Source organism: Bacillus sp. Bvel1 (assembly GCF_014872755.1).
GTDB classification, from domain to species: domain Bacteria; phylum Bacillota; class Bacilli; order Bacillales; family Bacillaceae; genus Bacillus; species Bacillus velezensis.
In genome coordinates this window covers 210,759-230,758 of record NZ_JAAOBZ010000007.1, presented here as the reverse complement: position 1 = coordinate 230,758, position 20,000 = coordinate 210,759, and the positions used below count along the sequence as shown (strand labels likewise).

Sequence of the window (20,000 nt, the reverse complement as noted above, 5' to 3'; positions counted from 1 at the left end):
TCTTGGCACAGTCTATCAAAATGCACAAATTACAAACGACACCGGAAAGTTATCCTGTGGAGTCAGAAGAAGTAAACACAGGTATTAGTGCTGTATCATTTAAAACGAAGGTTGAACACATTGGACAAAGTGAATATGATGGTAATTTAAAAAAATTAAAAATCACTCATGAGGTTGGGGGAGTTTTTCAAGGGAAGGGCATTCTTGAGGATGGTTCTATCCATGATATTATAGCTACTGCCTCATCTGAAGAGTTTCCTTGTTTTGTTAAAGAAGAAAGGTACTTATATACTTCAGGTACCAGAAGAGAAGTTTCATCACAAGCATTAAGGAGACTAAGAAGATTTAGGAAACATGATAATCAACTTATTGCTGAAAACATAAAACTAAACTTGTTAGACTTTAAAAGCTACCTAGAGGATTCAGAGGAAGGCAATATAAAGGGTGGCTGGTTTAGAGGCATGGCGGTTAGAAATGTTGAGGTGGCATACCTAGGCGGTGGAGCTGTTACTGAGAGTGATGATTGGGATCGTTATGAAACGAGTGGTGGAGAAATCTCGGCTCTTCGAATAGACCTGCCTTTAGGAGATTTAGAAGATGAGCCTACCAAGGTCTTATTAACTCGTGACGGTAACTGTGTCGTATATAAAAATGTGGGTGAGTTTGGATTGTTAAATATTGCAATGCCTCTCTTTAATGCAGTTGAACAATTTATTGAATAAGAAATCAATAAACTTAAGCATCCTTCGGGGTGCTTTTTATATTCCCTGTAAACTGATCCCGGTAAATCTCAAGGAGACAATTGGCGGCTAACGGCTTGAGTACGGTGTCGGTTTAGAGGGAATGTAAGGAGGTTGCATGCATGGGATTCATAACACAGTATGGAGAGTACAAAGAAAAAGAGACGCAGACATGGAAGGGCGTAGATATGGTGGGACGGAATGAAGGGGTATTGAGGGAATCAATGTATATGAACTTCAATTCTTTTTGGCATTCACACCGAAACAAAGGAATAAGGATGTAAGTTCATGCCGCCCAAGCCCCTAAAGGAATGTGCCGCCCGTGGTTGCCGTGCCCTTACTCGGGATAGGTACTGTGAAGAACACAAGACACAACAACAAGAAGAAACAAAACATTACAACAAACATTCAAGAAACAAAACAATAACAAGTTTTTATAAATCAACTGAATGGAAACGAACAAGACAACTTGCTTTGATACGAGACAATTATCTCTGTCAGCATTGTTTGAAAGCACACTGCTTCACTCCGGCTGACATGGTGCATCATATAGTGGAAGTAAAGCAAGATTGGTCGAAACGATTGGATATAAAGAACCTTGAAAGCTTGTGTAATGCCTGTCATAACAAGGCTCACGGCAGTAAGGGCAAGTGACCCTCCCCCCCTAACAAATCTCTGAAAGGGAAACGAACGGAGAACGGCGATCCCCCTTCTGTAAACAAACACCGCTTTTCAAAGTTCCGGAAACAGCAGAAAGCCCCCTCGGCAAATCAACCGAGAGGGCTTGGTACGACTGGTTTTGTGTTTGATTCCATCGTATCACGATTGGTGAAAAAAACAAGAAAAAAACGTACTTTTTTGAAACGAAATGAGGTGAAAACATGCCGAGACCTGCTAAATCTGCAACACTTCAATTAATTCAAGGCAATCCTAACAAAAAGAATACGGATGAGCTGGCTGCCCGTGCTGAGCACGAAAAAAAGATAAAAATGCGCTCCGACAACATTAAAGCGCCGCCTTGGTTAAATAAAGTGGCGAAAAAAGAATTTAAAAGGGTTGCTGCTTTGTTATCTGAGGTGGAAATTATTACTGAAGCAGATATCAGCATGTTGGCCGCCTATTGTAATGCATACTCTCAGTATATTTCCATTTCAGAAATCATTGAAAAAGATGGGATCATGGTGCATACCGAGGGACAGGATGAGGATGGAAATCCTATTCAGTTGATTGGTGAAGAGCATCCGTTATTGAAGCGGCAAAAGAATTACTATGATCAAATGAAATCAGCTGCGAATGATTTCGGCCTTACGCCATCTGCACGGGCAAAACTCGCTATTACCCGCACACAGGAGGAACGAGAAAAGACGGCTGCGGAAAAGGAGTTTGGTAATGTATGAAGACAATAAAACAATTTCTTATTGATTACTCACGCGACGTTATATCGGGTGAGATTGTCGCATGTGAAAAACACGTATGGGCTTGTCAGCGCTTTTTGAATGATATCAGCCGGGAAGGTACCAGAGAGTTTCCGTACGTCTTTGATGATGAGAAAGCGCGTCGATTTCTTTACTGGATGACACAATTCAAGCATACGAAAGGGCCGTTGCAAGGTGAAAATATTGTGCCGGAGCCTATTCAAATATTTATTTTCGGCAATGTGTACGGTTGGGTGCATAAGGATAACGGCTATCGACGATTTAAAAAAGTGTATTGGCAGGTTGGCCGTAAAAACACAAAAACACAAAGCCTGGCATGTGTTGGATCCTATGAGGCAATGGCTAACGACGAATACATGTCCGAGGTTTACATAGGTGCAACAAAAACGGAACAGGCGAAAATCTGTTGGAACGAAATTAAAGCACAGATTATGCAAAGTGACCTTTTGAATAAGCCGGAGAAGAAATACCGAATTGCTTACGGTAAGATTGAACATCCCAAAACACAGTCAAAAATAGAGGCGCTTTCGAAAGATGCAGGTAAAACGGGGGACGGGTTCAACCCGCAATGCGGCATCATCGATGAATATCACGCCCATAAAACTTCAGAGATTTACGATGTACTCGCTTCTGGTATGGCTGCTCGTGCTCAACCGTTAATGATGATTATTACGACAGCAGGGTTTGAGCTAAATAATCCCGCCTATCGTGTGGAATACGATTACGTTTCACGTATACTGGATCCCAATAAAGTTGAGCAAAATGAAAAGTATTTTGTGATGATTAATGAATTAGATAAAGACGATGACATTAAAGATGAGCGCAATTGGATAAAAGCAAACCCTATTGTGGCAGCTAACGAACACGGGCTGAATTATTTGCGTGGAGAATTGGAAGTAGCGCTTGCTGTGCCGGAGAAGATGAGAAATTTCATGACAAAGAATATGAACATTTGGGTTAATATGCGCGAGAATGGTTATATGGATATGCAAGCTTGGGCGGATTGCGGTTCGGATGAATTTCCTGAGCTGAAGAACCGAGAATGTTATGTCGGCATTGACTTGTCAAAAACGATTGATTTAACCGCCGCATCTTTCATCTTCCCGTTAGATGACGGCAGCTTTGCTGTCGATAGTCATGGATTTATGCCGGAGGATACATTCCATGAGCGGATGAACACGGATAAGGTCCCTTATGATGTATGGGAGAAAAAGAACTGGTTAACAACAACAGATGGTGCTGTCGTCGATTACGATTATATCAGAGCGTATATTAAGAAAATGGAGAAGGAACATGGCTGGCGCATCAAGGAAATTGGATACGATCCATATAACGCTACTCAGTTCGCTCAGCAAATGGAGGCAGACGGATATGTAATGGTTGAAATCCGCCAAGGGGTGGCAACTCTCTCAGAGCCGACCAAAGACTTCAGAGCAAAGGTCAAGTCCAAAAAAATCATACACCCGAAAAATGAACTTCTAACTTGGGCAATGGGGAACGCTGTAACAAAAGTTGATGCTCAAGAGAACATCATGCTGGATAAATCAAAATCAACCCAACGGATTGACCCGGCCGCCGCGCTTGTGAATGCGTATGTACGGGCTTCTCAAATCAATAATGAGGTTGATTTAAACGCATATATCAAGTCAGCTTCATTTTCTTTCTAAAGGTGGTGTAGAAGTGAAGAAAATACTGACAGCCATGATGCTTTTTTTAAATGATTTTCTTTTTATCATAGGTGCTGCTTTTATATTGGCAGCTGCATATCGTTTGCACACAGACATCGGTCTTGTTTTGACAGGTGTCTTTTTTATATTTTATGCACTGCTGCTCAGTAAGAAAAGGAGGTGATTAATTGTTTTTGGAAGGGCTGTTTTCTAAGAGATCAAATGATGAAGAGCCTTGGGGCCTCGCAAATCCTCCTGATTGGATTATAGATATGTTCGGCGGCTCAAAAACAGCTAGCGGTGAACGTGTCAGTGAATCAACGGCACTCATCCATCCAGATGTTTTTTCGTGCGTTAATGTTCTGTCTGATGACATTGCAAAGCTTGCCGTCCATACATTCAAAAAAAAGCAAGGAAATATTATAAGCAGTATGGATCATCCTGTTGCCCAATTGCTTTATCTAAAGCCGAATCAATACATGACGGCTTTTACTTGGAAAAAGCTCATGATGACTCATGCTTGTACGTGGGGGAATGCCTATTCTTATATAAAAACAGATCGGAATGGCTTTATTACAGCTCTATTGCCATTAAACCCAGCCAATACGCAAGCCTATGTAAACCCAAAGACAGGTATGCTGTGGTATGAAACGGTCATTAATTCAAAAAGTGTTGAATTGTATGCAGATGAGATCCTGCATTTCAAGGGTATGACAGAAGACGGGATCAACGGTAAGAGTCCTATCGGAGTTATAAGGGAGCATATTGGCGCGCAATCGGCTGCCACAAAATTTAATGCGAAATTATATAAAAATGATGCGACACCACGGGGAATCTTAAAAGTTCCGACTTTAATAGACGAAGATGCAAAACAGCGGGCGAGAGATGAATGGGAAAAGGTAAATGCCGGGCGGAACATTGCAATTATAGATGCCGGTCTTTCTTATGAATCAATATCTATGCCATTGCAAGAAGCTCAGTTTGTGGAGTCTATGAAATTTAATAAGGCACAAATCGCATCTATTTTTAAAGTTCCATTGCATAAAATCAATGAGCTGGACCGGGCAACATTCAATAATATTGAACACCAATCGATTGAATACGTAAAAAACACGCTGCAGCCGTGGCTGGTTTCTTTTGAACAGGAAATTATTACGAAACTCTTTACTGATGAAGAGATTAAAGATGGGTTCTATATCAAATTCAATGTAAACAGCGAGCTGCGCGGTGATGCGAAATCTAGGGCGGAGTATTATGAAATTATGGAACGGATCAGTGCATTAAATATAAACGAAATTCGTGCTTTTGAAGAGAAAAACGCAATTGAACACGGTGATAGGCACCTTGTATCGCTTAACTATACATTCCTTGATTCATTGGAGGAGTATCAAATGAACAAATCAGGTTCCGTTAAGGGAGGTGAGGACATACATGAGCAAGGAAGTTCGCCACCTAACAACGAAGATTGAGTTGCGTTCTGCTGGTGAAGGAGAAGAGAAAAGAGATTTTATTGAGGGTTACGCCTTAAAATTCGAAAAATGGTCTGAGCGTTTAGGTGGATGGTTTAAAGAAATCATCAGCCGGGATGCATTAGCTTCCACGGACCTTTCAAACGTAGTAGCGCTTTTTAATCACCGCCAGGATTATCCGTTAGCGAGAAACACCGTTTCTGGCGATGCTGGGCGGCTTGAATTAGAGACAGATGATATTGGTCTGAAATTCCGTTTTACCCCCACAGATACGACGTATGCTAAAGATTTAATGGAGAATATCAGAAGCGGAGTCATTAATCAGTGTTCCTTCGCCTTTTCACTGAATTATAACAAGAATGAGCCGGATGAATGGCGCCATAATGATGAAGAAGATGTATATGAACGTCGAATCAATAACATCGAGCGTATTTTTGACATTTCACTTGTTACAACGCCTGCTTATAACGATACAGAGGCTGTGATCGGTGAACGCAGTTTAGAAAAAGTTGAACAGATTAAAGAAATGCGCGATGCGCCAATAGAAAAACTAAAAATGGAATTGGAACTTTTAGACCTAACGTTATAGGTCTATTTTTTATGTTCAAATCTAAGGAGGATACCCGAATGCCAGTAGCAATGACAAAAAAGGAACGTGAATTAAGACAAAAATTCACACAAAAGAAACAAGAGGCTTCAAATCTTTTGGAGGATGGAAAGCCTGAAGAAGCTCGCAGCATGCTTGAAGAAGCAAAAGAGCTGCAGAGTCAAATTGAATTAATGACAGAGGGCCGCAGTTTAGAACTTCCGGAGATTGGCGAGGAACGAAACTTTGCTGCAGAAATCAAAAGTGAACCGAAGAAAGAGACGGAAGATCGTAATATCTTAACAGCGACGAAAGAATACCGGGAAGCGTGGTTGAAGGTGCTAACCGGCCGCAGCCATGATCTTGAAACAGAAGAACGAAACATGATGGAACGCGTTTTGAAAGAAAACCGTTCATTATCTGCAGGCAGTGATAAAGACGGCGGCTATACAGTGCCGGATGATATTTCAAAAGAAATTTTGAAATCTATCCAGGAACTAAACTCTGTTCGTAATCTGATCCGTGTTGTTCCGAAAACTGCGCCATCCGGAAATTATACGGTTCGTAAAGGCGTTGCCGGAAAACTTTATAACACAGCGGAGAAAGAACAGATTAAAGAACTAAAGAATATGGAATTTGATCAAATTTGGTATAACGTCAAGAAATTCGCCGGAATCATGCCTGTTTCCAGTGAGTTGTTAAATGATTCATTTGTAAATTTTGTTCAAGAGATCGTGGACTGGCTGTCTGAATCAGCCGTTGTAACAGAGAATGATGAAATCTTTTATGGAGACGGCGGAGAGAAAAACGTTGAAGGTATCATTAGCAGCGGCAAATTCAAGTCTATTAAAGCACCGTCACTCATTACGATTAAGTTTTTAAGAAAAGTGAAAAACCAAATTAAGCGCGGTTATCGACGTAACGCTGTTTGGGTGATGAATACTGAAGCGTTTGAAACCCTAGCAAATATCGAAGACAAAAACGGCCGCGGCATTTTAGCGGAGGATCCAAGAAATGAGGATAATTTCTTGCTATTTGGGCGTCCGGTTGAAATCTATGATGAAGTCCTGACGGATGATAAAACACAGAAAACACACATTCTTTTCGGCGACTTTAAACGCGGCTATTTCATGTTTGATCGTCAAAAATTTGAAATCAAATCTACAGATGTTGGCGGAGATGCCTTTCTTACAGATCAGACATATTTCCGCGGTATTGAGCGGTTCGACGGAAAAGTAGTGGATCCAGAAGCTGCAATCATTGTAACTGATCTTGTTGTTGGTGAGGATGCAAAAGTGGAAACACCTGAACAATCTGCTGATCTTGGAAACTAATACTGAAAGGATTGATTAAAAGATGGCAAAACTAAACAACATTCTAAACGAAAGTAACGGTGTGCTAACGTCAGCAAGAGACAACGGGGAAGGAGCGCCTATTACGGATATTTCTGTTGCTGACAATAGCGAAGAAAACCCACTCTTTGTAAAGGGGCTTAAAGGGGATCCGGGTGAACAAGGACCGCAGGGGGAACCTGGTCCTGCTGGTCCGAAAGGTGAAACAGGCGAGCAAGGTCCTAAAGGCGAAAAAGGTGATCCAGCAGTTATTGATGAGGGCAGCATTGTACATGAAATGCTGGCCGAAAAATCAGTTCGCAGCAAAAATGTTGGGACTGGTAGTATCATGTTGGAGCACCTGAACAGTGAAGTAAAGGCTGTACTTGATGGAATGCAAAAACAAATTGATGAACTGAAATCCACCACTCCTGCAGAATGAAAGGCAGGTGATGCCAGATGACAGAAGCTGAAAAAATAGAATTAGAAAAAGCGAAAAAATTCCTCCGGGTTGATGGTGACCTGGAGGACGATTTAATTCTCGCGTTCATTGCCTCCGCAAAAGAATACATCACTTCGGCAACGGGCCTTGCTTTTCCCAATCAATCAGCCCGGGCCGCCATGTGCGTAAATGCTTTTGTGGCACATTGGTATGAGAACAGGGAAATAGCCGGCACAACATCTAATTTAGACGGTGTGCTGACCTCGTTAATCAATCAGCTGAAATATACATTGCCAGGGAGGGCGTCAGATGCTGAATGATATGCGTTACCGCATTCAATTTCAAAAAAAGAAGCCCGGCGGCCGTCTGCCTGTGGAAGGTAATGATAGCTGGGAAACAGTTATTGAATGCTGGGCAAAGGCGGAGGGCTTAAAGGGCCGGGAATATTATGCTGCAGCGGCCATACAAAAAGAAAAAACAGTTCAATTTACAATCCGGCACCGGGAAGATATCAATGAACATATGCGAATCGTCTTTCAGGGCGATTTATATGAAATTGAGGCTATCTTGCCGAATTATTCGCGGCGGCATTTCATTACGATTAAAGCGAATGTGGTGAGCCGATGAACTTTGAATTGGAATTGAAAGGGTTTAGAGAGCTTGAATCTACTTTCGCTGATCTGGCCCGTAAGGATGAAAAGATTCATAAAGCAGCAGTGAAAGCCGGAGGGGCTGTTTTGGCTGCGGAAATTAATGAGGAAGCTCCACGCTCTGCCATTGGCGGAAGTCATCCGCACATTGACGATGATATTATAGTCGGCAGCCGTATCAGGCGGGACGAAGACGGAGAGATATACGCAGTTGTAGGTCCTACAAAAGATACAAAATTCCGTGTTCACTTGCCGGAATTCGGCACGCTCCATCAGGCTGCCAATCCATTTATTCACCGGAGTATGGTAAAGGCGAATGGCAAGATGCTTGATGCAATGGAAAAAGTCATAAAGGCAGGCTTTAAACTGTGAATTTAGTAGAAAGATCTTCACAACTAAAAAATAAAGTATTTGAAGCGCTGGAAAAAGATCCGGCGCTTTTGATGCTGACTGGCCCTGAAAACATCTATGAACTAGCTGTGCCAGAAGGTTTGGAAAGCCAACCTCCTTACATTGTGGTTCAAGAATTAGAGTACAGAACGACTGAATGGGCAGACGGGCATCCAATTAAAGATAGCACTTTGTATCAAATTGATGTGTATCACAACCAGTCTTGTGATCCAATTATGGCGGCTATATTGGATGTTATGGGGAAACTGGATTTTCAAACGACAGTTCTTATCAATGAATTTTTACAATCAGAGCGCCTCATTCGAAAAGGTTATCGGTTTGAGGCAAACATTTTATTATAATCGGAGGTTTTAAGATGCCTGAATACAGCTCAATGGTGGGATTAGAAGGCGTTCAATACGCACCATTAAAAAAAGAAAACGGCTTGTGGGTTGCCAGCAAGATTGTCGACTATCCACATGCAATAAATGCAAAGATGGCAACTGATTCATCTACAGAAAAGCAATATGCTGATAACAAGGTAGTTGACCTTGCTGTTTCAACTGGTTCAACGAAATTAGACTTAGAGATGAGAGATGTTCCGCCAGAACACCTTGTCAATTTGTTTGGGATAGAGGAAACCACAGACGGACTGTATTTATTTAAAAAGAATGTTACTCCGCCTTGGATTGCTATGACTTTCTTTGGTGTGAAAGCTAATGGAAAAAGACGATATGTCGGCTTAGTCCAAGGTCGGTTTACGCTGCCTGATGACGACTGGAATACAAAAAAAGAAAAAGTGGACTTTCAAACTTCTAAGTTGTCAGCTGAATTTCTTGAAAGAGACCAAGATGATGTATATAAAGTGATCGCGGATGAAGATGCTCCTAATTTCGATTTAGATAAGTTTTATGAAAAAGTGTATGGCAGTGCCTATACATCATCCACTGCCGATCAAAAAACAAGTACAGATCTAGGTGCTTAACTTAGGGATTAGGGAAGCTTAAGAGCTTCCCTTTGTATTCGTATGAAAAGGAGGAGTCAACATGGCTCAAAAACATATTTCTATTAAACTATGGTTCGAAGATGAAAAGAAATTCAAAACTTTTATTGCACCCCGGACCAATACAAAAACACTTCTTGAAGCATTACGATTAAATGCAGAAGCGGAAAAAACAGCGGATAATTTGGAGAAAAGCATCAAAATCCTCGAAAAACAGCTGCAATTTATTGTTGGGATATTCCGCAATCAATTTACTTATGATCAATTATTTGAGGGGCTGGAATCTTTTGAAGTTGCGAAAGAAGTGAGCCGCATTCTCTCGGAAGTTGCCGGCTATAAAGAAATTGAGGCTGCTGATCAGGATTTTTTGCCGGAACAGACGGAGAAGAATACACCTACGAGCGCGGAATTGAGCAAATAAATGAAATTTACGCTACTCTCCTGCAACAAGGGTGGAGTATGAACGCAATTGACGAGATGGACATATATCACTATTTAGAGATATTGACCGAAACCAATAAACCAGAAGAAGTGAAATTTGAAGATGTCTTCTTTTAGACGGGCTTATAGCCTGTCTTTTTTGTTGAATCTTTGCCAGGAAAGCGGGGTGGATACATATGGCTCAACCTATAGGAAATATGGTCGTTAAGGTCGGCCTTGATGATACAGGATTTAACCGAGGAATTGAGGGCTTAAAAAGGCAGATGCGCCTGGCAAATTCAGAAATGAAGGCAGCCGGAAGCATTTATAAAAATGTCGGCAACCAATCAAAGCTCTTGCAATCACAGATGGAGGGCTTAAGCAATAAGTATAAGATTCAAGGCAGATTAGTCCAAGAACACCGTCAACGGTATGAAGAACTGGTCAGACAGAAAGGAAAAGACAACCGGGAGACACAGATTCAGGCGCGGCGTTTGAATGATGCTATTGCGGTTCATGAGAATCTCGGCAAAGAGCTGAATAAAGTCGGCAAAGAGTTTCAGACCATGTCAGACAGCAGCAGTCGAGCCGCAGGCGTTTTTTCTGTTTTTAAAAAGGATTCAAAGGATGTATCAGAAGAACTGAATGCTGTTTATAAATCCGCAACAGCCACGGGAAAGGCGTTAGCGGGAATTGGTGCCGCCGGAGCGCTTGGGATCGGTGCAACCGTTAAGGCCGCAGCAAGCTTCGAGAAAGATATGAGCCGTGTCGCCGCATTGGCGAATGCAACGGACGATCAATTGGCATCATTAACAGAAACAGCTAGACATCTCGGCGCTGTTACGCAATATACGGATGGGCAAGTAGCCGAAGGCATGCAGTATTTAGCGATGGCCGGCTATAAGACGAACCAAATTATCGGTGCTATGCCCGGCTTGCTTGCGACGGCTGCCGCCGGCCAAACCGACCTTGGCGTTACGGCTGATATCGTTTCTGACATCTTAACTGAATTTCATATTAAGGCAGAGGACACAAACCGTGTTGCTGATGCAATGACGTATACGTTCACGAACTCTAATGCCACTTTGCAAGAGATTGGCCAAACGATGAAATACGCGGCTCCGGCTGCTAAAACAGCAGGTGTCAGCATGGAAGAGTTGGCTGCAGCAACCGGTATTATGGCAAACAGCGGAATTAAAGCAGACATGGCCGGAACAGCCCTTCGAGCAACGCTGACACGTTTGGCGGCTCCGCCTAAGCCGGCGGCTTCCGCAATTGAGGAATTAGGTCTGAAAGTGACGGACTCTACTGGCAAGATGCGCCCGCTGGCCGACATCATGGGACAGATCACAGAAAAGACAAAAAATTATACTGAAACAGAACAAATCCGAATCGCCAAGCAGCTTGCCGGACAGAATGCTCTATCAGGTTTTATCACACTCATGCATGCAGGGAAAGATAAACTGCAAGAATTTACAGCGGAAATAGAAAACAGCGGCGGCATTGCTGAAAAAGTGGCTGACACGCAGATGGACAACCTAGCCGGATCTGTAGAATATCTGAAATCTGCAGCAAATAACGCGGTCATCACCATAGGAAATCAGTTTATACCAATTATCAGGGCTACTACTGACGGACTGACATCATTAGTGACATGGTTTGATTCTTTACCACACTCTGTGGCGAGCACCATCGCTATTACAGGTGGAGCAGTTACGGTATTTTCTCTTTTGGGCGGGGCTTTTCTGTTGGTACTTGGAGCTTTACCGAGGATCGCCGCAGGCTGGAATATGCTCCGCACGGCTGGAGGATATTTAACCGGTAACGTCAATCGGGCATCTGCAAGTCTCGGCGTTTATACGACTGAAGCTGTTGCGGCAGGTGCTGCATCCCGAACAGCGGCAGCTGGTATTGCGACAACCTCCACTGCGGCAACGGTAGCAGCCACCCGAATGGAAAGGCTCAACCAAACAAACGCCGTGGCAGCGACGCGAGTGGGCCGGCTGGAGCAATCGACAAATAGAAGCTCGAAAGCGATGCGCGGACTTGGCGGCGCTTCCCGTGTGGCCGGTACTGGTCTAACTCTTTTCGGCGGTCCAATCGGAACAATTGCCGGACTCGTTCTTACTTTTGCTCCTGAGCTGTTAAAGTTCGGCGCCGGAATTATCAAAACCGGATTAAATGCCGTAAAAGGGGCCGGCGGATTTATGAAGCTTGCAAAAAGCGGTTTCGGCCTGTTTAACATACTTAAAAAAGGCACTGCTGTTGTCGGTCTTTTACGTGGCGGACTTGGATTGTTAGGCGGACCAGTCGGCGCGTTAATTACGGGTGTGACTCTTTTAGCTGATGCCGGATTTAAGTATTACGACAATTTAAAGAAACGAGTGCTCCCGGCAACAATTGATTTTGGAGACGGTGTATCAAAATCCACAGCAAAAGCCGTCAACGCCTATGAAGACATGAACATTGAGGTTACAGCCAAGCTGAACACCCTGAAAGCGACCAATGCTACCATCACGACTGATATTGCAGATGACATGTCAAAGCGCTTTAAAGACATGGGAGATTCTTTGAAAAACGGATACAAAACCAGCGCGACCAATGCAACTAAAGTGCTGAAAGAATTTTATGCTTCTAATAACGGAATGTCTGATAAAGAAGAAAATAAAATCATTGGCAAAATTGATGCTTATAACGAGAAAAAACAAAAGAAGATCCAAAAGTATGTTGATCGAGTAGATGAAATTTATAAGACTGCCGCCCGCGAAAATCGAAAAACCACGGAAAAAGAGAATAAAGAAATAGCAAAAATCCAAATTGCAATGCTCTCTGAAATGGAGACTGCGCTCTCACGAAGCAAGGCTGAGCAGATAAAGATATCTAAAAAGTTAAAAGAAGAGACGTCTAATCTTTCTGCTAAACAAGCGGCTGCTGTTATAAAAGACAGTAACAAGGCAAAAGAGAAAACAATTAAAGCAGCTAAGAAACAACGTGATGCCGTTATTGATGCCGCGGATGAGCAACGTTATGTAAAAGGGTCAATTTCTCAAGAAGAACACGATAAAACCGTTGAAAACGCAAGGAGTCAGGCTAAAAAGACAATTAAAGAAGCAAAAGAAACTCATAAAGGTGTCGTAGAAGAGGCAAAAAAACAAGCTGCTGGGCATATTAGCGAAGTTAATACAGAAACTGGAGAGGTACTCGGTGTATGGGACCTATTTAAAGTAGACTTGGCTGAGAGAGTTAATGCTGTTACTGGCTGGATCAATAATATTTTAGAATTTATGCACATGGATACTATCCCAGAGTGGAAGCCTGCTGGATACGATAACCGTCAGCCTTCCTCTATGCAAATCGCACCGGGGGTAGCCTATGCCAAGGGAACAGACTTCCACCCAGGCGGCCGGGCATTAGTCGGCGAAGAAGGATGGGAGCTTGCTCACACGCCCGGCATCGGCACTTACATTGTCGGAATGGGCGGCCCGCAAGTGTGGGATCTTCCGCGCGGCACGTCTGTTCTTCCGCACGCTCAGTCGAAAGAAGCAGCTGCCACAGGACTTCCCGGTTATGCAAATGGGGTCGGAAACTTCTTCAAGAATGCGTTTGAGGGGTCGAAAAAGCTGGTGAAAGGCGCTGTCTCTGTCGGCAAGAATGTCATTGGCAAAACGAAGGACGTCGCTTCTGACGTTATGGATATGATTATCAAAGGGCCGCAAAAGATAATCAGCAGCATTTTCAAAGGAATGATCCCGTTTAAAACAGGAACCGGAATAGACGGGTTAGGGACTGGTATTCTCAAAACGCTAAAAAGCGGTGCCCTTCAATTCTTAAAAGGGGTCTTGCCGGATGTGGGATTTTTTACGGCAGATGCCTATAAAGGAACAACTGGATCTGCCCAGGTCCAAAAATGGGTATCGGAAGCGGTCGGCATTGCTGGTGTCCCGTTTTCATGGGTTCCCGGCTTAATCACGATTGCCATGAAAGAGTCAGGAGGAAATCCGAATGCCATTAACCTTACAGATTCCAATGCAAGAGCAGGAAACCCGTCAAGGGGGTTAATGCAGACCATTCCGAGTACGTTTTCCTCTAACGCATTTCCGGGTCATAACAACATACTTAATCCGGTGGACAACATTCTGGCGGCCATTAATTACATCAAAGGGCGATATGGAGATATATCAAATCATCCCGGCTTGAAATCAATGGCGCGCGGCGGCCCGTATGTGGGATATGCAAAGGGCGGTACTTCTCCGGGGCGCGGCGGCTCCAAGCTCGCCGTCCTCAACGAACGAGGGTACGATGAAACTACCATTACGAAAGATCCAGCATACCGCGAAAGGAATATCGGATTGTGGGCGCGGGTTGGGCGTGAGCTTGGCGTACTGCCTTCACTGCAAGAAGGGATGATCTCAAAGGCTTTGCTATTACTCCAAAAAGCATCCGCAGCACAGCCTGAAAATGATAGAAGCGTCAATATCGATATGACTCGGGTCGTGGAGAATCAAGAAAGGCAAATCAGCATGATGGGGCAGCAGATTGACGCTCTCCAGCAGAACATTCAGCTACTGCAACAGCTGGTCTTAAAAGATAACAACACTTATATTGACGGGGCCCGAGTAGACCAAACGAGCGCTGACCGATATAGAAGAAAACAATATAGAAATGGGGGTAAGCCTGCTTGGTAAAACTATTTTTGGATTTTGATAACGGATTGGGGGAGCAGAGCCTTGACAGCTTGCTCCCTCAATTTGAAGTATTGAGTTTTTTGGCGGAAGCGCCGGCTATCAATCGGGAAACAATTACGATCCCGCGGCGTCATGGTGTTATCTCAGCACAGCATCCACGTGATGTGACCTATTCATCAAGAAAAGTCACTGTAGAAGTATATATGAATTCAAAAATTCACAACAATTTCTATATACTTAGACATCAGCTCTATGCTTTATTGGTGAAGCCATTTGCCTATTATATTTCTACTGACTTATGGCCGAATCGTCGTTTCCTTGTTATGTGTGATGGAAACTTCAGCATTGCCAAAGAAAAGGAGAAAACACATGCTGTTTTTTCGGTCGAGTTTACCAATATTACCGGGATGGCAGAATCTAAACATTCAACCAAAACAGCGCAGACTCAGTCAGGAGAGAACTGGAACATTGGTATGAACCTGCAATCAGATGACAACCTGGCCTATTATTTTAAGAATCAGAAACGTTTCTCTGTCTTTAATTCCGGAGATGTCCAAATCAATCCACTAGATCACGCGTATAACGTCCTATTGAACGCCGAAGGGAAGAATGTAACGCTAATCAATCATACCAATGGCGAGAAATTAACGATTGAACAGGAGTTGGAGAAGTCACAGCAGGTATCATTTTTAAAGCAGTACGCGCTGCTCAATAATAAACCAATAAAAACATCTGGACGTCTGCCGAATCTCGAAATTGGATGGAATGAGTTTGAAATTCAAAATGCCGATGATTTTGTCATAGAATTTGATACACGGTTTTACTACTTGTAAGGCAGGCGGTATATATGGCGAATACAGATTTTATTAAAGAGATTGCCGGCGACGCCCAGCAAATATATAAAAAGCACCGTATTCTCGCATCACTGATCATTGCGCAAGGATGCTTAGAAAGCGCTTGGGGCACAAGTGAATTGGCGACAAAAGGGCATAATCTTTTCGGTATGAAGGGCGAATACAACGGCCAATATGTCATTATGCAGACATGGGAAGTTATCAACGGAGAAAATGTACAAGTTCCGGCTAAATTCAGGAAATACCCTTCATGGAAAGAATCTATACAAGACCTGGCGAACCTGTACTTAAATGGCCTTAGCTGGGACAAAAACCATTATAAAGCTGTCGTCGGGGAAACAGACTATCAGAAAGCAACTGCGGCTCTCGTCAAATCCGGGTATGCTACCGACCCAAATTACGCAACAAAATTGAACAGCCTCATTTTCACCTATAAATTAACGAAATATGATACAACCGAGGGAGTACCAGACGAACCGAGTAATCCGAGTACACCAGATCCTGAGCCAGACATACCAAGTAAAGAATATGATGGTAAAGACATTACGCTGAATCAAAAATTGCCGAAAGACGTTTATTTCCCTCAACTGCATGTTTCCAGTCAAGACGGAAATCAAGTGGTCGAAGTCATTGGTGCCGATCCGGATCTGCTAGATGACACCACCGGAAAAAAAGATATTGAGTTTACGATCACTCGAACTGCTGATAATGGCATTGAATATGATTTGCTTATAAATGACAATATCCTTTATCTGGACGAAAAAAAATTCAACCATCAAAAATACTTTATTACGATGGTTGAGGTTGATCAGGAAAAAACACTCAGCAAGAAAGTTTCTGCAAGCCATGTTTTCGTCGCCGTTTTGAATAACCATTATGTAGAAGAGACGATCAGCGGTACACTGACTGTACGAAAAATGCTTGATTTCACATTGAAGGGAACGAAATTCTCTTATATTTTCAAAGACAAGGAAAGTGAATTTAAAAGTGTAGAGCAGGAGAATTTTGGTGACAAGTTCGCGAATGAGCTGATAAGCGAAATTGTGGAAGACTACGGCTTAGAGCTTGATGTGGATAATTACAAGATTTACGTTTATAAAAAGATGGGAAAGCGTATCAATCACACTCTCGACTCTCGTTACAATATGCCCGGCATTAAAATTAAAACATCGACAGACGGCTGCTCTACCCGAGCACGGGGATACGGAGCAATAAAGGAAAACAGCAGCACCGACAGCAAAAAAACGGAGTACGTCTTTGAGCCGGTCCTTTACAAGCACCCTGACGAAAATAAGTTCCTGCTTGATGGCATGCCGCGGTGGGCTGAGCCACTGCGCGACGAGCGTTATAAAAAAGAGTCCAGCATGATGGAGGCGCTTAAAAAATACGTGAATCCTTACCCGAAAATGGAAATCGAGGTGGATTATGAATACATCTATGAGCCGAAGCTTCTTGAAATACAAGATGATTTTTGGAAAGGAGACACTCTTCATGTGTTGGCTGATACAGTTTATGGCGTAACCTATGAAGACGATGTCCGGCTGCTTTCCATTCAATATAAGCCCTTAAATCCATATGCAAAACCAACATTGAACTTTGCTAATTTCCGTAAAGATATTCAGGATATCCGGATGGAGCAAGAAAAGCGATTAAAAGATCAAAAGCGTTATGTACAAAAACTGAGAATGATGATTTAGAAGCGCTCTTTGTAAGAGTGTTTTTTATTTTGTCTTGAAAGGAGAGTGACACATTGGGATTCAAGTTAATCAAGGATTATGACACCACTAGAAACGCAAGGTATATTGCTGAACAAAGAGCAGATGCTGAGACCGTTGAAAATGGATTGAATAGTCTTGAAAACGAGATAAACAGCCATAAAAAGAGCAATAAAGCCCACTCGTCGGAGCAAATTGACCATGGCGGCTTTTCTTTACGCTCATATATCGATGGTCTATATAACCGGATACGCAACCTGATTTTAAATGCTGATGGAACAAATGTAAAAGAAGTTGTGGATGCGCGGGTTGATGCTGAAGGAAATATAACTCCATTGCTCAAGGAGCGGCTGGATAAAGAGTATAACAAGCTTCTCCAAAAGATTAAACGAACCGTCAATGTAGATGACTTCGGTGCTGATCCAACCGGAGAAACCGATAGTTCAGAAGCGTTTAAAAGGGCAATTGGTACTGGTAAGGTTCGCCTCATGCTATCAGCCGGCACATATGTTGTTAAAGGAGTCAAACTTCCATCTTGGACATATATGATTGGTCAAGGTATGGGTGTCACTACACTTAAGCTCCATGAAGATACACCGGCCAGCGAGTGGGTTGTTACAAATGCTGATCATACGTTAGGCAACCGGAATATTGTTGTTGAAGGTATGTCTCTTGATTGGAATCCGGAACGTCAAGGCGGTGTAGGAGCGACTGGCGGGATACATTCAAGCTGCTTGACATTTGCGCAAGTCAAGTTCGGTATCATCCGTGAAGTTGAGGGTATTAATCCGGGGTTGCATTGCTTCGATATAACTGCACCGACATACGATATAACTGCTAAAAATTATACCGCAACTGGCAGTAAGTATATTTGGATTGACCGCTGTGTTGGCTCTGGTTATGGTGACGATGGCATTACCACACACTACAGCGAATACGTTTTCATTACACATAATGTTATGACAAATCCTACCGGGAAGGCACATCGTAAAGGCGGGGCCAATTCAAACGGTATTGAAGTAGATGATGGTTCTAAGCATATCTGGGTGATTGATAACTATACTGAAGGTAACGTCCGCGGGGTAGAAGTTAAGGCCCATGCAGAATGGCCGGCACCTTGTAACGTCCATATTCGAGGTCATGAATCCTTTCGGGACGTCCGATCATTTGATTTGCGACACATTGGGCATCATTTAGCGACGGATCCGTGGAGTGAGACTGCACGTGATGTGACGTTAGTAGACTGCACGTCAAGAGAACCAAGGTTCAATTCGCTTTATGAAGGACTAGCTCCAAAGGCGCTAGTTGTTTCGGCATATCAGAGAGTGAAAATCATTGGTTTTACAGCGATTGGGGATCCGACATACGACTACAAAGGAGATTCAGTTATTGCATTTCAATATAAAAGTCGAAAGATAAACGTTACCAATCTTCAAGTAACTGGATTTAAAACTGCTGAATATGACATTCGGATTGTTGGCGGCGATCAACGAACAGATGATGTCTTCATTTCCGATTTTGTAAGCCATGAATCAGCACCTAACGGGATCGGAATAGGAGGCGGCGTATACAATGTAAATTTAGTTAATGGTTTACTGCACGGCTCGAATGGTATAGCTGGCATTACATCGCCGAATACTCAAACGAACATCCTTGCAGTAAGGGCTTATGGCTATAGAAACGCGGCAGTATTAGGTGACCAAAAGCACTCTGTCGTTCCTAATAACGTTAAAGGCGGTTTCCGCGCAGCAACATCTTCCGGGCATCCACTTACGAATTACAGTGCTATCATTGCAAATACCGGATCAACAATTGCAAAGGGTGAACGAAATCTGATTGCTGGTAACGCAGGTGGAGCATCTACAGAAGGATCACGAAATGGTGTAATGTTTTCGTACGATTCGCATACGACCGGAGACGGAGCTTCTTCGGGTGTTATGTTTTCAAAGGCTACAAAGAATAGTAAATCTTATTCCCTTGCGATGGGGCACGGTGATGGCAGCGCATCAGAAGCGAATAAAAAGATTGAACTTAATGCTAAAAATGGGACTGTTCGAGCTACAGGCGCTATTGAAAGTGTGTCTAATTTAAAGGACTTAGCGGAGTATTTTGAATCTGCCGACGGCTCAAAGATTGAGGCATCTTATCTTGTTGCGTTAGAAGGCGATAAGATTCGTAAAGCTCATGTAGGGGACAATATTCTTGGCGTTGTTTCAAAGACAGCCGGCGTTGTGCTCGGTGGAGCATCGTTTTATTGGAATGATCGTTATCTCCGCGATGAATTTGGCGGACTGGTTTATCGTGAGGTGAATGATGGAAATGAAATTCTTAAGATACCTGTTGAAAATCCGAATTATAAGCCTGAAGCCGAATACAAACCAAGAGAGGAAAGGGACGAGTGGCATGTAATCGGTTTGATCGGTCAAGTCTTCGTTAGGATCGACGAAACGGTAACAGTCGGCGATAGTGTTTCTGCCATCCATGGTGTTGCGACAAAGGCGGAAAGCGCCGGATACGGAACTGTTATGAAAATCAAAATTCCGTTCGATGTGAAAAAAGGTTACGGGGTAGCGCAGATGCTAGTTACGCCGCAGCATTAAGGGAGGAATCAA

General features: G+C 43.1%; 20 protein-coding genes. All 20 read left to right on the top strand.

Annotated elements, in window-relative coordinates; translation table 11 throughout:
* Positions 1-2: 2 nt before the first annotated feature.
* The 20 genes from HAP68_RS10365 (at position 3) to HAP68_RS10270 (ending at position 19,988) form a co-directional block, all read left to right on the top strand.
* Positions 3-722 carry a hypothetical protein gene (locus HAP68_RS10365; RefSeq protein WP_032863621.1) on the top strand — a complete coding sequence of 240 codons (720 nt, stop codon included), beginning with the start codon at positions 3-5 and terminating at the stop codon, positions 720-722.
* A gap of 140 nt (positions 723-862) precedes the next feature.
* Complete coding sequence (locus HAP68_RS10360) at positions 863-1,024, top strand: hypothetical protein (RefSeq protein ID WP_154018702.1); 162 nt, start codon at positions 863-865, stop codon at positions 1,022-1,024.
* A 4-nt stretch (positions 1,025-1,028) separates the two neighbouring features.
* Positions 1,029-1,394 carry an HNH endonuclease gene (locus tag HAP68_RS10355; protein ID WP_046341353.1) on the top strand — a complete coding sequence of 122 codons (366 nt, stop codon included), beginning with the start codon at positions 1,029-1,031 and terminating at the stop codon, positions 1,392-1,394.
* A gap of 227 nt (positions 1,395-1,621) precedes the next feature.
* Positions 1,622-2,137 carry a phage terminase small subunit P27 family gene (locus tag HAP68_RS10350; RefSeq protein WP_046341352.1) on the top strand — a complete coding sequence of 172 codons (516 nt, stop codon included), beginning with the start codon at positions 1,622-1,624 and terminating at the stop codon, positions 2,135-2,137.
* Positions 2,134-3,843: a terminase large subunit gene (locus tag HAP68_RS10345; protein WP_046341351.1), complete on the top strand. Its 1,710-nt coding sequence runs from the start codon at positions 2,134-2,136 to the stop codon at positions 3,841-3,843. Before HAP68_RS10350 ends, HAP68_RS10345 begins: the two co-directional genes overlap by 4 nt.
* 13 nt (positions 3,844-3,856) lie before the next feature.
* Positions 3,857-4,027 (top strand): hypothetical protein, encoded by a 171-nt coding sequence (locus HAP68_RS10340; protein ID WP_014418199.1) that lies wholly within the window; start codon positions 3,857-3,859, stop codon positions 4,025-4,027.
* Positions 4,028-4,031: 4 nt separating this feature from the next.
* The gene (locus HAP68_RS10335; protein WP_046341350.1) at positions 4,032-5,312 is read left to right on the top strand and encodes a phage portal protein; all 1,281 of its coding nucleotides are present in this window, start codon (positions 4,032-4,034) and stop codon (positions 5,310-5,312) included.
* Positions 5,275-5,901: an HK97 family phage prohead protease gene (locus HAP68_RS10330; RefSeq protein ID WP_046341349.1), complete on the top strand. Its 627-nt coding sequence runs from the start codon at positions 5,275-5,277 to the stop codon at positions 5,899-5,901. Before HAP68_RS10335 ends, HAP68_RS10330 begins: the two co-directional genes overlap by 38 nt.
* A 38-nt stretch (positions 5,902-5,939) precedes the next feature.
* On the top strand, positions 5,940-7,232 hold the full coding sequence (locus HAP68_RS10325) for a phage major capsid protein (RefSeq protein ID WP_038458896.1): 1,293 nt from the start codon (positions 5,940-5,942) through the stop codon (positions 7,230-7,232).
* Positions 7,233-7,254: 22 nt separating this feature from the next.
* Positions 7,255-7,671 (top strand): collagen-like triple helix repeat-containing protein, encoded by a 417-nt coding sequence (locus HAP68_RS10320; protein ID WP_046341348.1) that lies wholly within the window; start codon positions 7,255-7,257, stop codon positions 7,669-7,671.
* A gap of 17 nt (positions 7,672-7,688) precedes the next feature.
* Entirely contained in the window at positions 7,689-7,991 is a 303-nt protein-coding gene (locus tag HAP68_RS10315) for a head-tail connector protein (protein WP_014418194.1), read from the top strand.
* A complete protein-coding gene (locus HAP68_RS10310; protein ID WP_046341347.1) occupies positions 7,981-8,298 on the top strand; it encodes a phage head closure protein in 318 nt (105 codons plus the stop codon). Before HAP68_RS10315 ends, HAP68_RS10310 begins: the two co-directional genes overlap by 11 nt.
* Positions 8,295-8,693: an HK97-gp10 family putative phage morphogenesis protein gene (locus tag HAP68_RS10305; protein ID WP_046341346.1), complete on the top strand. Its 399-nt coding sequence runs from the start codon at positions 8,295-8,297 to the stop codon at positions 8,691-8,693. Before HAP68_RS10310 ends, HAP68_RS10305 begins: the two co-directional genes overlap by 4 nt.
* Positions 8,690-9,073, top strand: coding sequence for a tail completion protein gp17 (gene gp17, locus HAP68_RS10300; protein WP_014418191.1), 384 nt, complete (start codon positions 8,690-8,692; stop codon positions 9,071-9,073). Before HAP68_RS10305 ends, gp17 begins: the two co-directional genes overlap by 4 nt.
* A 14-nt stretch (positions 9,074-9,087) precedes the next feature.
* Positions 9,088-9,696, top strand: a complete 609-nt coding sequence (locus HAP68_RS10295) for a major tail protein (RefSeq protein ID WP_014418190.1) — start codon at positions 9,088-9,090, stop codon at positions 9,694-9,696.
* A 61-nt stretch (positions 9,697-9,757) separates the two neighbouring features.
* Positions 9,758-10,135, top strand: a complete 378-nt coding sequence (gene gpG, locus HAP68_RS10290) for a phage tail assembly chaperone G (RefSeq protein WP_046341343.1) — start codon at positions 9,758-9,760, stop codon at positions 10,133-10,135.
* Positions 10,136-10,331: 196 nt separating this feature from the next.
* Entirely contained in the window at positions 10,332-14,819 is a 4,488-nt protein-coding gene (locus tag HAP68_RS10285) for a phage tail tape measure protein (protein ID WP_046341341.1), read from the top strand.
* A complete protein-coding gene (locus tag HAP68_RS10280; RefSeq protein WP_046341339.1) occupies positions 14,813-15,652 on the top strand; it encodes a phage tail family protein in 840 nt (279 codons plus the stop codon). The genes HAP68_RS10285 and HAP68_RS10280 overlap by 7 nt, the downstream gene beginning before the upstream one ends.
* Before the next feature lie 14 nt (positions 15,653-15,666).
* Complete coding sequence (locus HAP68_RS10275; protein WP_046341338.1) at positions 15,667-17,370, top strand: phage tail spike protein; 1,704 nt, start codon at positions 15,667-15,669, stop codon at positions 17,368-17,370.
* Positions 17,371-17,423: 53 nt separating this feature from the next.
* Positions 17,424-19,988: a peptidase G2 autoproteolytic cleavage domain-containing protein gene (locus HAP68_RS10270; RefSeq protein ID WP_046341337.1), complete on the top strand. Its 2,565-nt coding sequence runs from the start codon at positions 17,424-17,426 to the stop codon at positions 19,986-19,988.
* Positions 19,989-20,000: the final 12 nt, after the last annotated feature.

Coding starts and splice junctions, on each gene's coding strand:
- HAP68_RS10350 (WP_046341352.1), top strand. CDS start 1,622: ATGCCGAGACCTGCTAAATCTGCAACACTTCAATTAATTCAAGGCAAT.
- HAP68_RS10320 (WP_046341348.1), top strand. CDS start 7,255: ATGGCAAAACTAAACAACATTCTAAACGAAAGTAACGGTGTGCTAACG.
- HAP68_RS10330 (WP_046341349.1), top strand. CDS start 5,275: ATGAGCAAGGAAGTTCGCCACCTAACAACGAAGATTGAGTTGCGTTCT.
- HAP68_RS10310 (WP_046341347.1), top strand. CDS start 7,981: ATGCTGAATGATATGCGTTACCGCATTCAATTTCAAAAAAAGAAGCCC.
- gpG (WP_046341343.1), top strand. CDS start 9,758: ATGGCTCAAAAACATATTTCTATTAAACTATGGTTCGAAGATGAAAAG.
- HAP68_RS10345 (WP_046341351.1), top strand. CDS start 2,134: ATGAAGACAATAAAACAATTTCTTATTGATTACTCACGCGACGTTATA.
- HAP68_RS10295 (WP_014418190.1), top strand. CDS start 9,088: ATGCCTGAATACAGCTCAATGGTGGGATTAGAAGGCGTTCAATACGCA.
- HAP68_RS10305 (WP_046341346.1), top strand. CDS start 8,295: ATGAACTTTGAATTGGAATTGAAAGGGTTTAGAGAGCTTGAATCTACT.
- HAP68_RS10285 (WP_046341341.1), top strand. CDS start 10,332: ATGGCTCAACCTATAGGAAATATGGTCGTTAAGGTCGGCCTTGATGAT.
- HAP68_RS10355 (WP_046341353.1), top strand. CDS start 1,029: ATGCCGCCCAAGCCCCTAAAGGAATGTGCCGCCCGTGGTTGCCGTGCC.
- HAP68_RS10360 (WP_154018702.1), top strand. CDS start 863: ATGGGATTCATAACACAGTATGGAGAGTACAAAGAAAAAGAGACGCAG.
- HAP68_RS10275 (WP_046341338.1), top strand. CDS start 15,667: ATGGCGAATACAGATTTTATTAAAGAGATTGCCGGCGACGCCCAGCAA.
- HAP68_RS10315 (WP_014418194.1), top strand. CDS start 7,689: ATGACAGAAGCTGAAAAAATAGAATTAGAAAAAGCGAAAAAATTCCTC.
- HAP68_RS10325 (WP_038458896.1), top strand. CDS start 5,940: ATGCCAGTAGCAATGACAAAAAAGGAACGTGAATTAAGACAAAAATTC.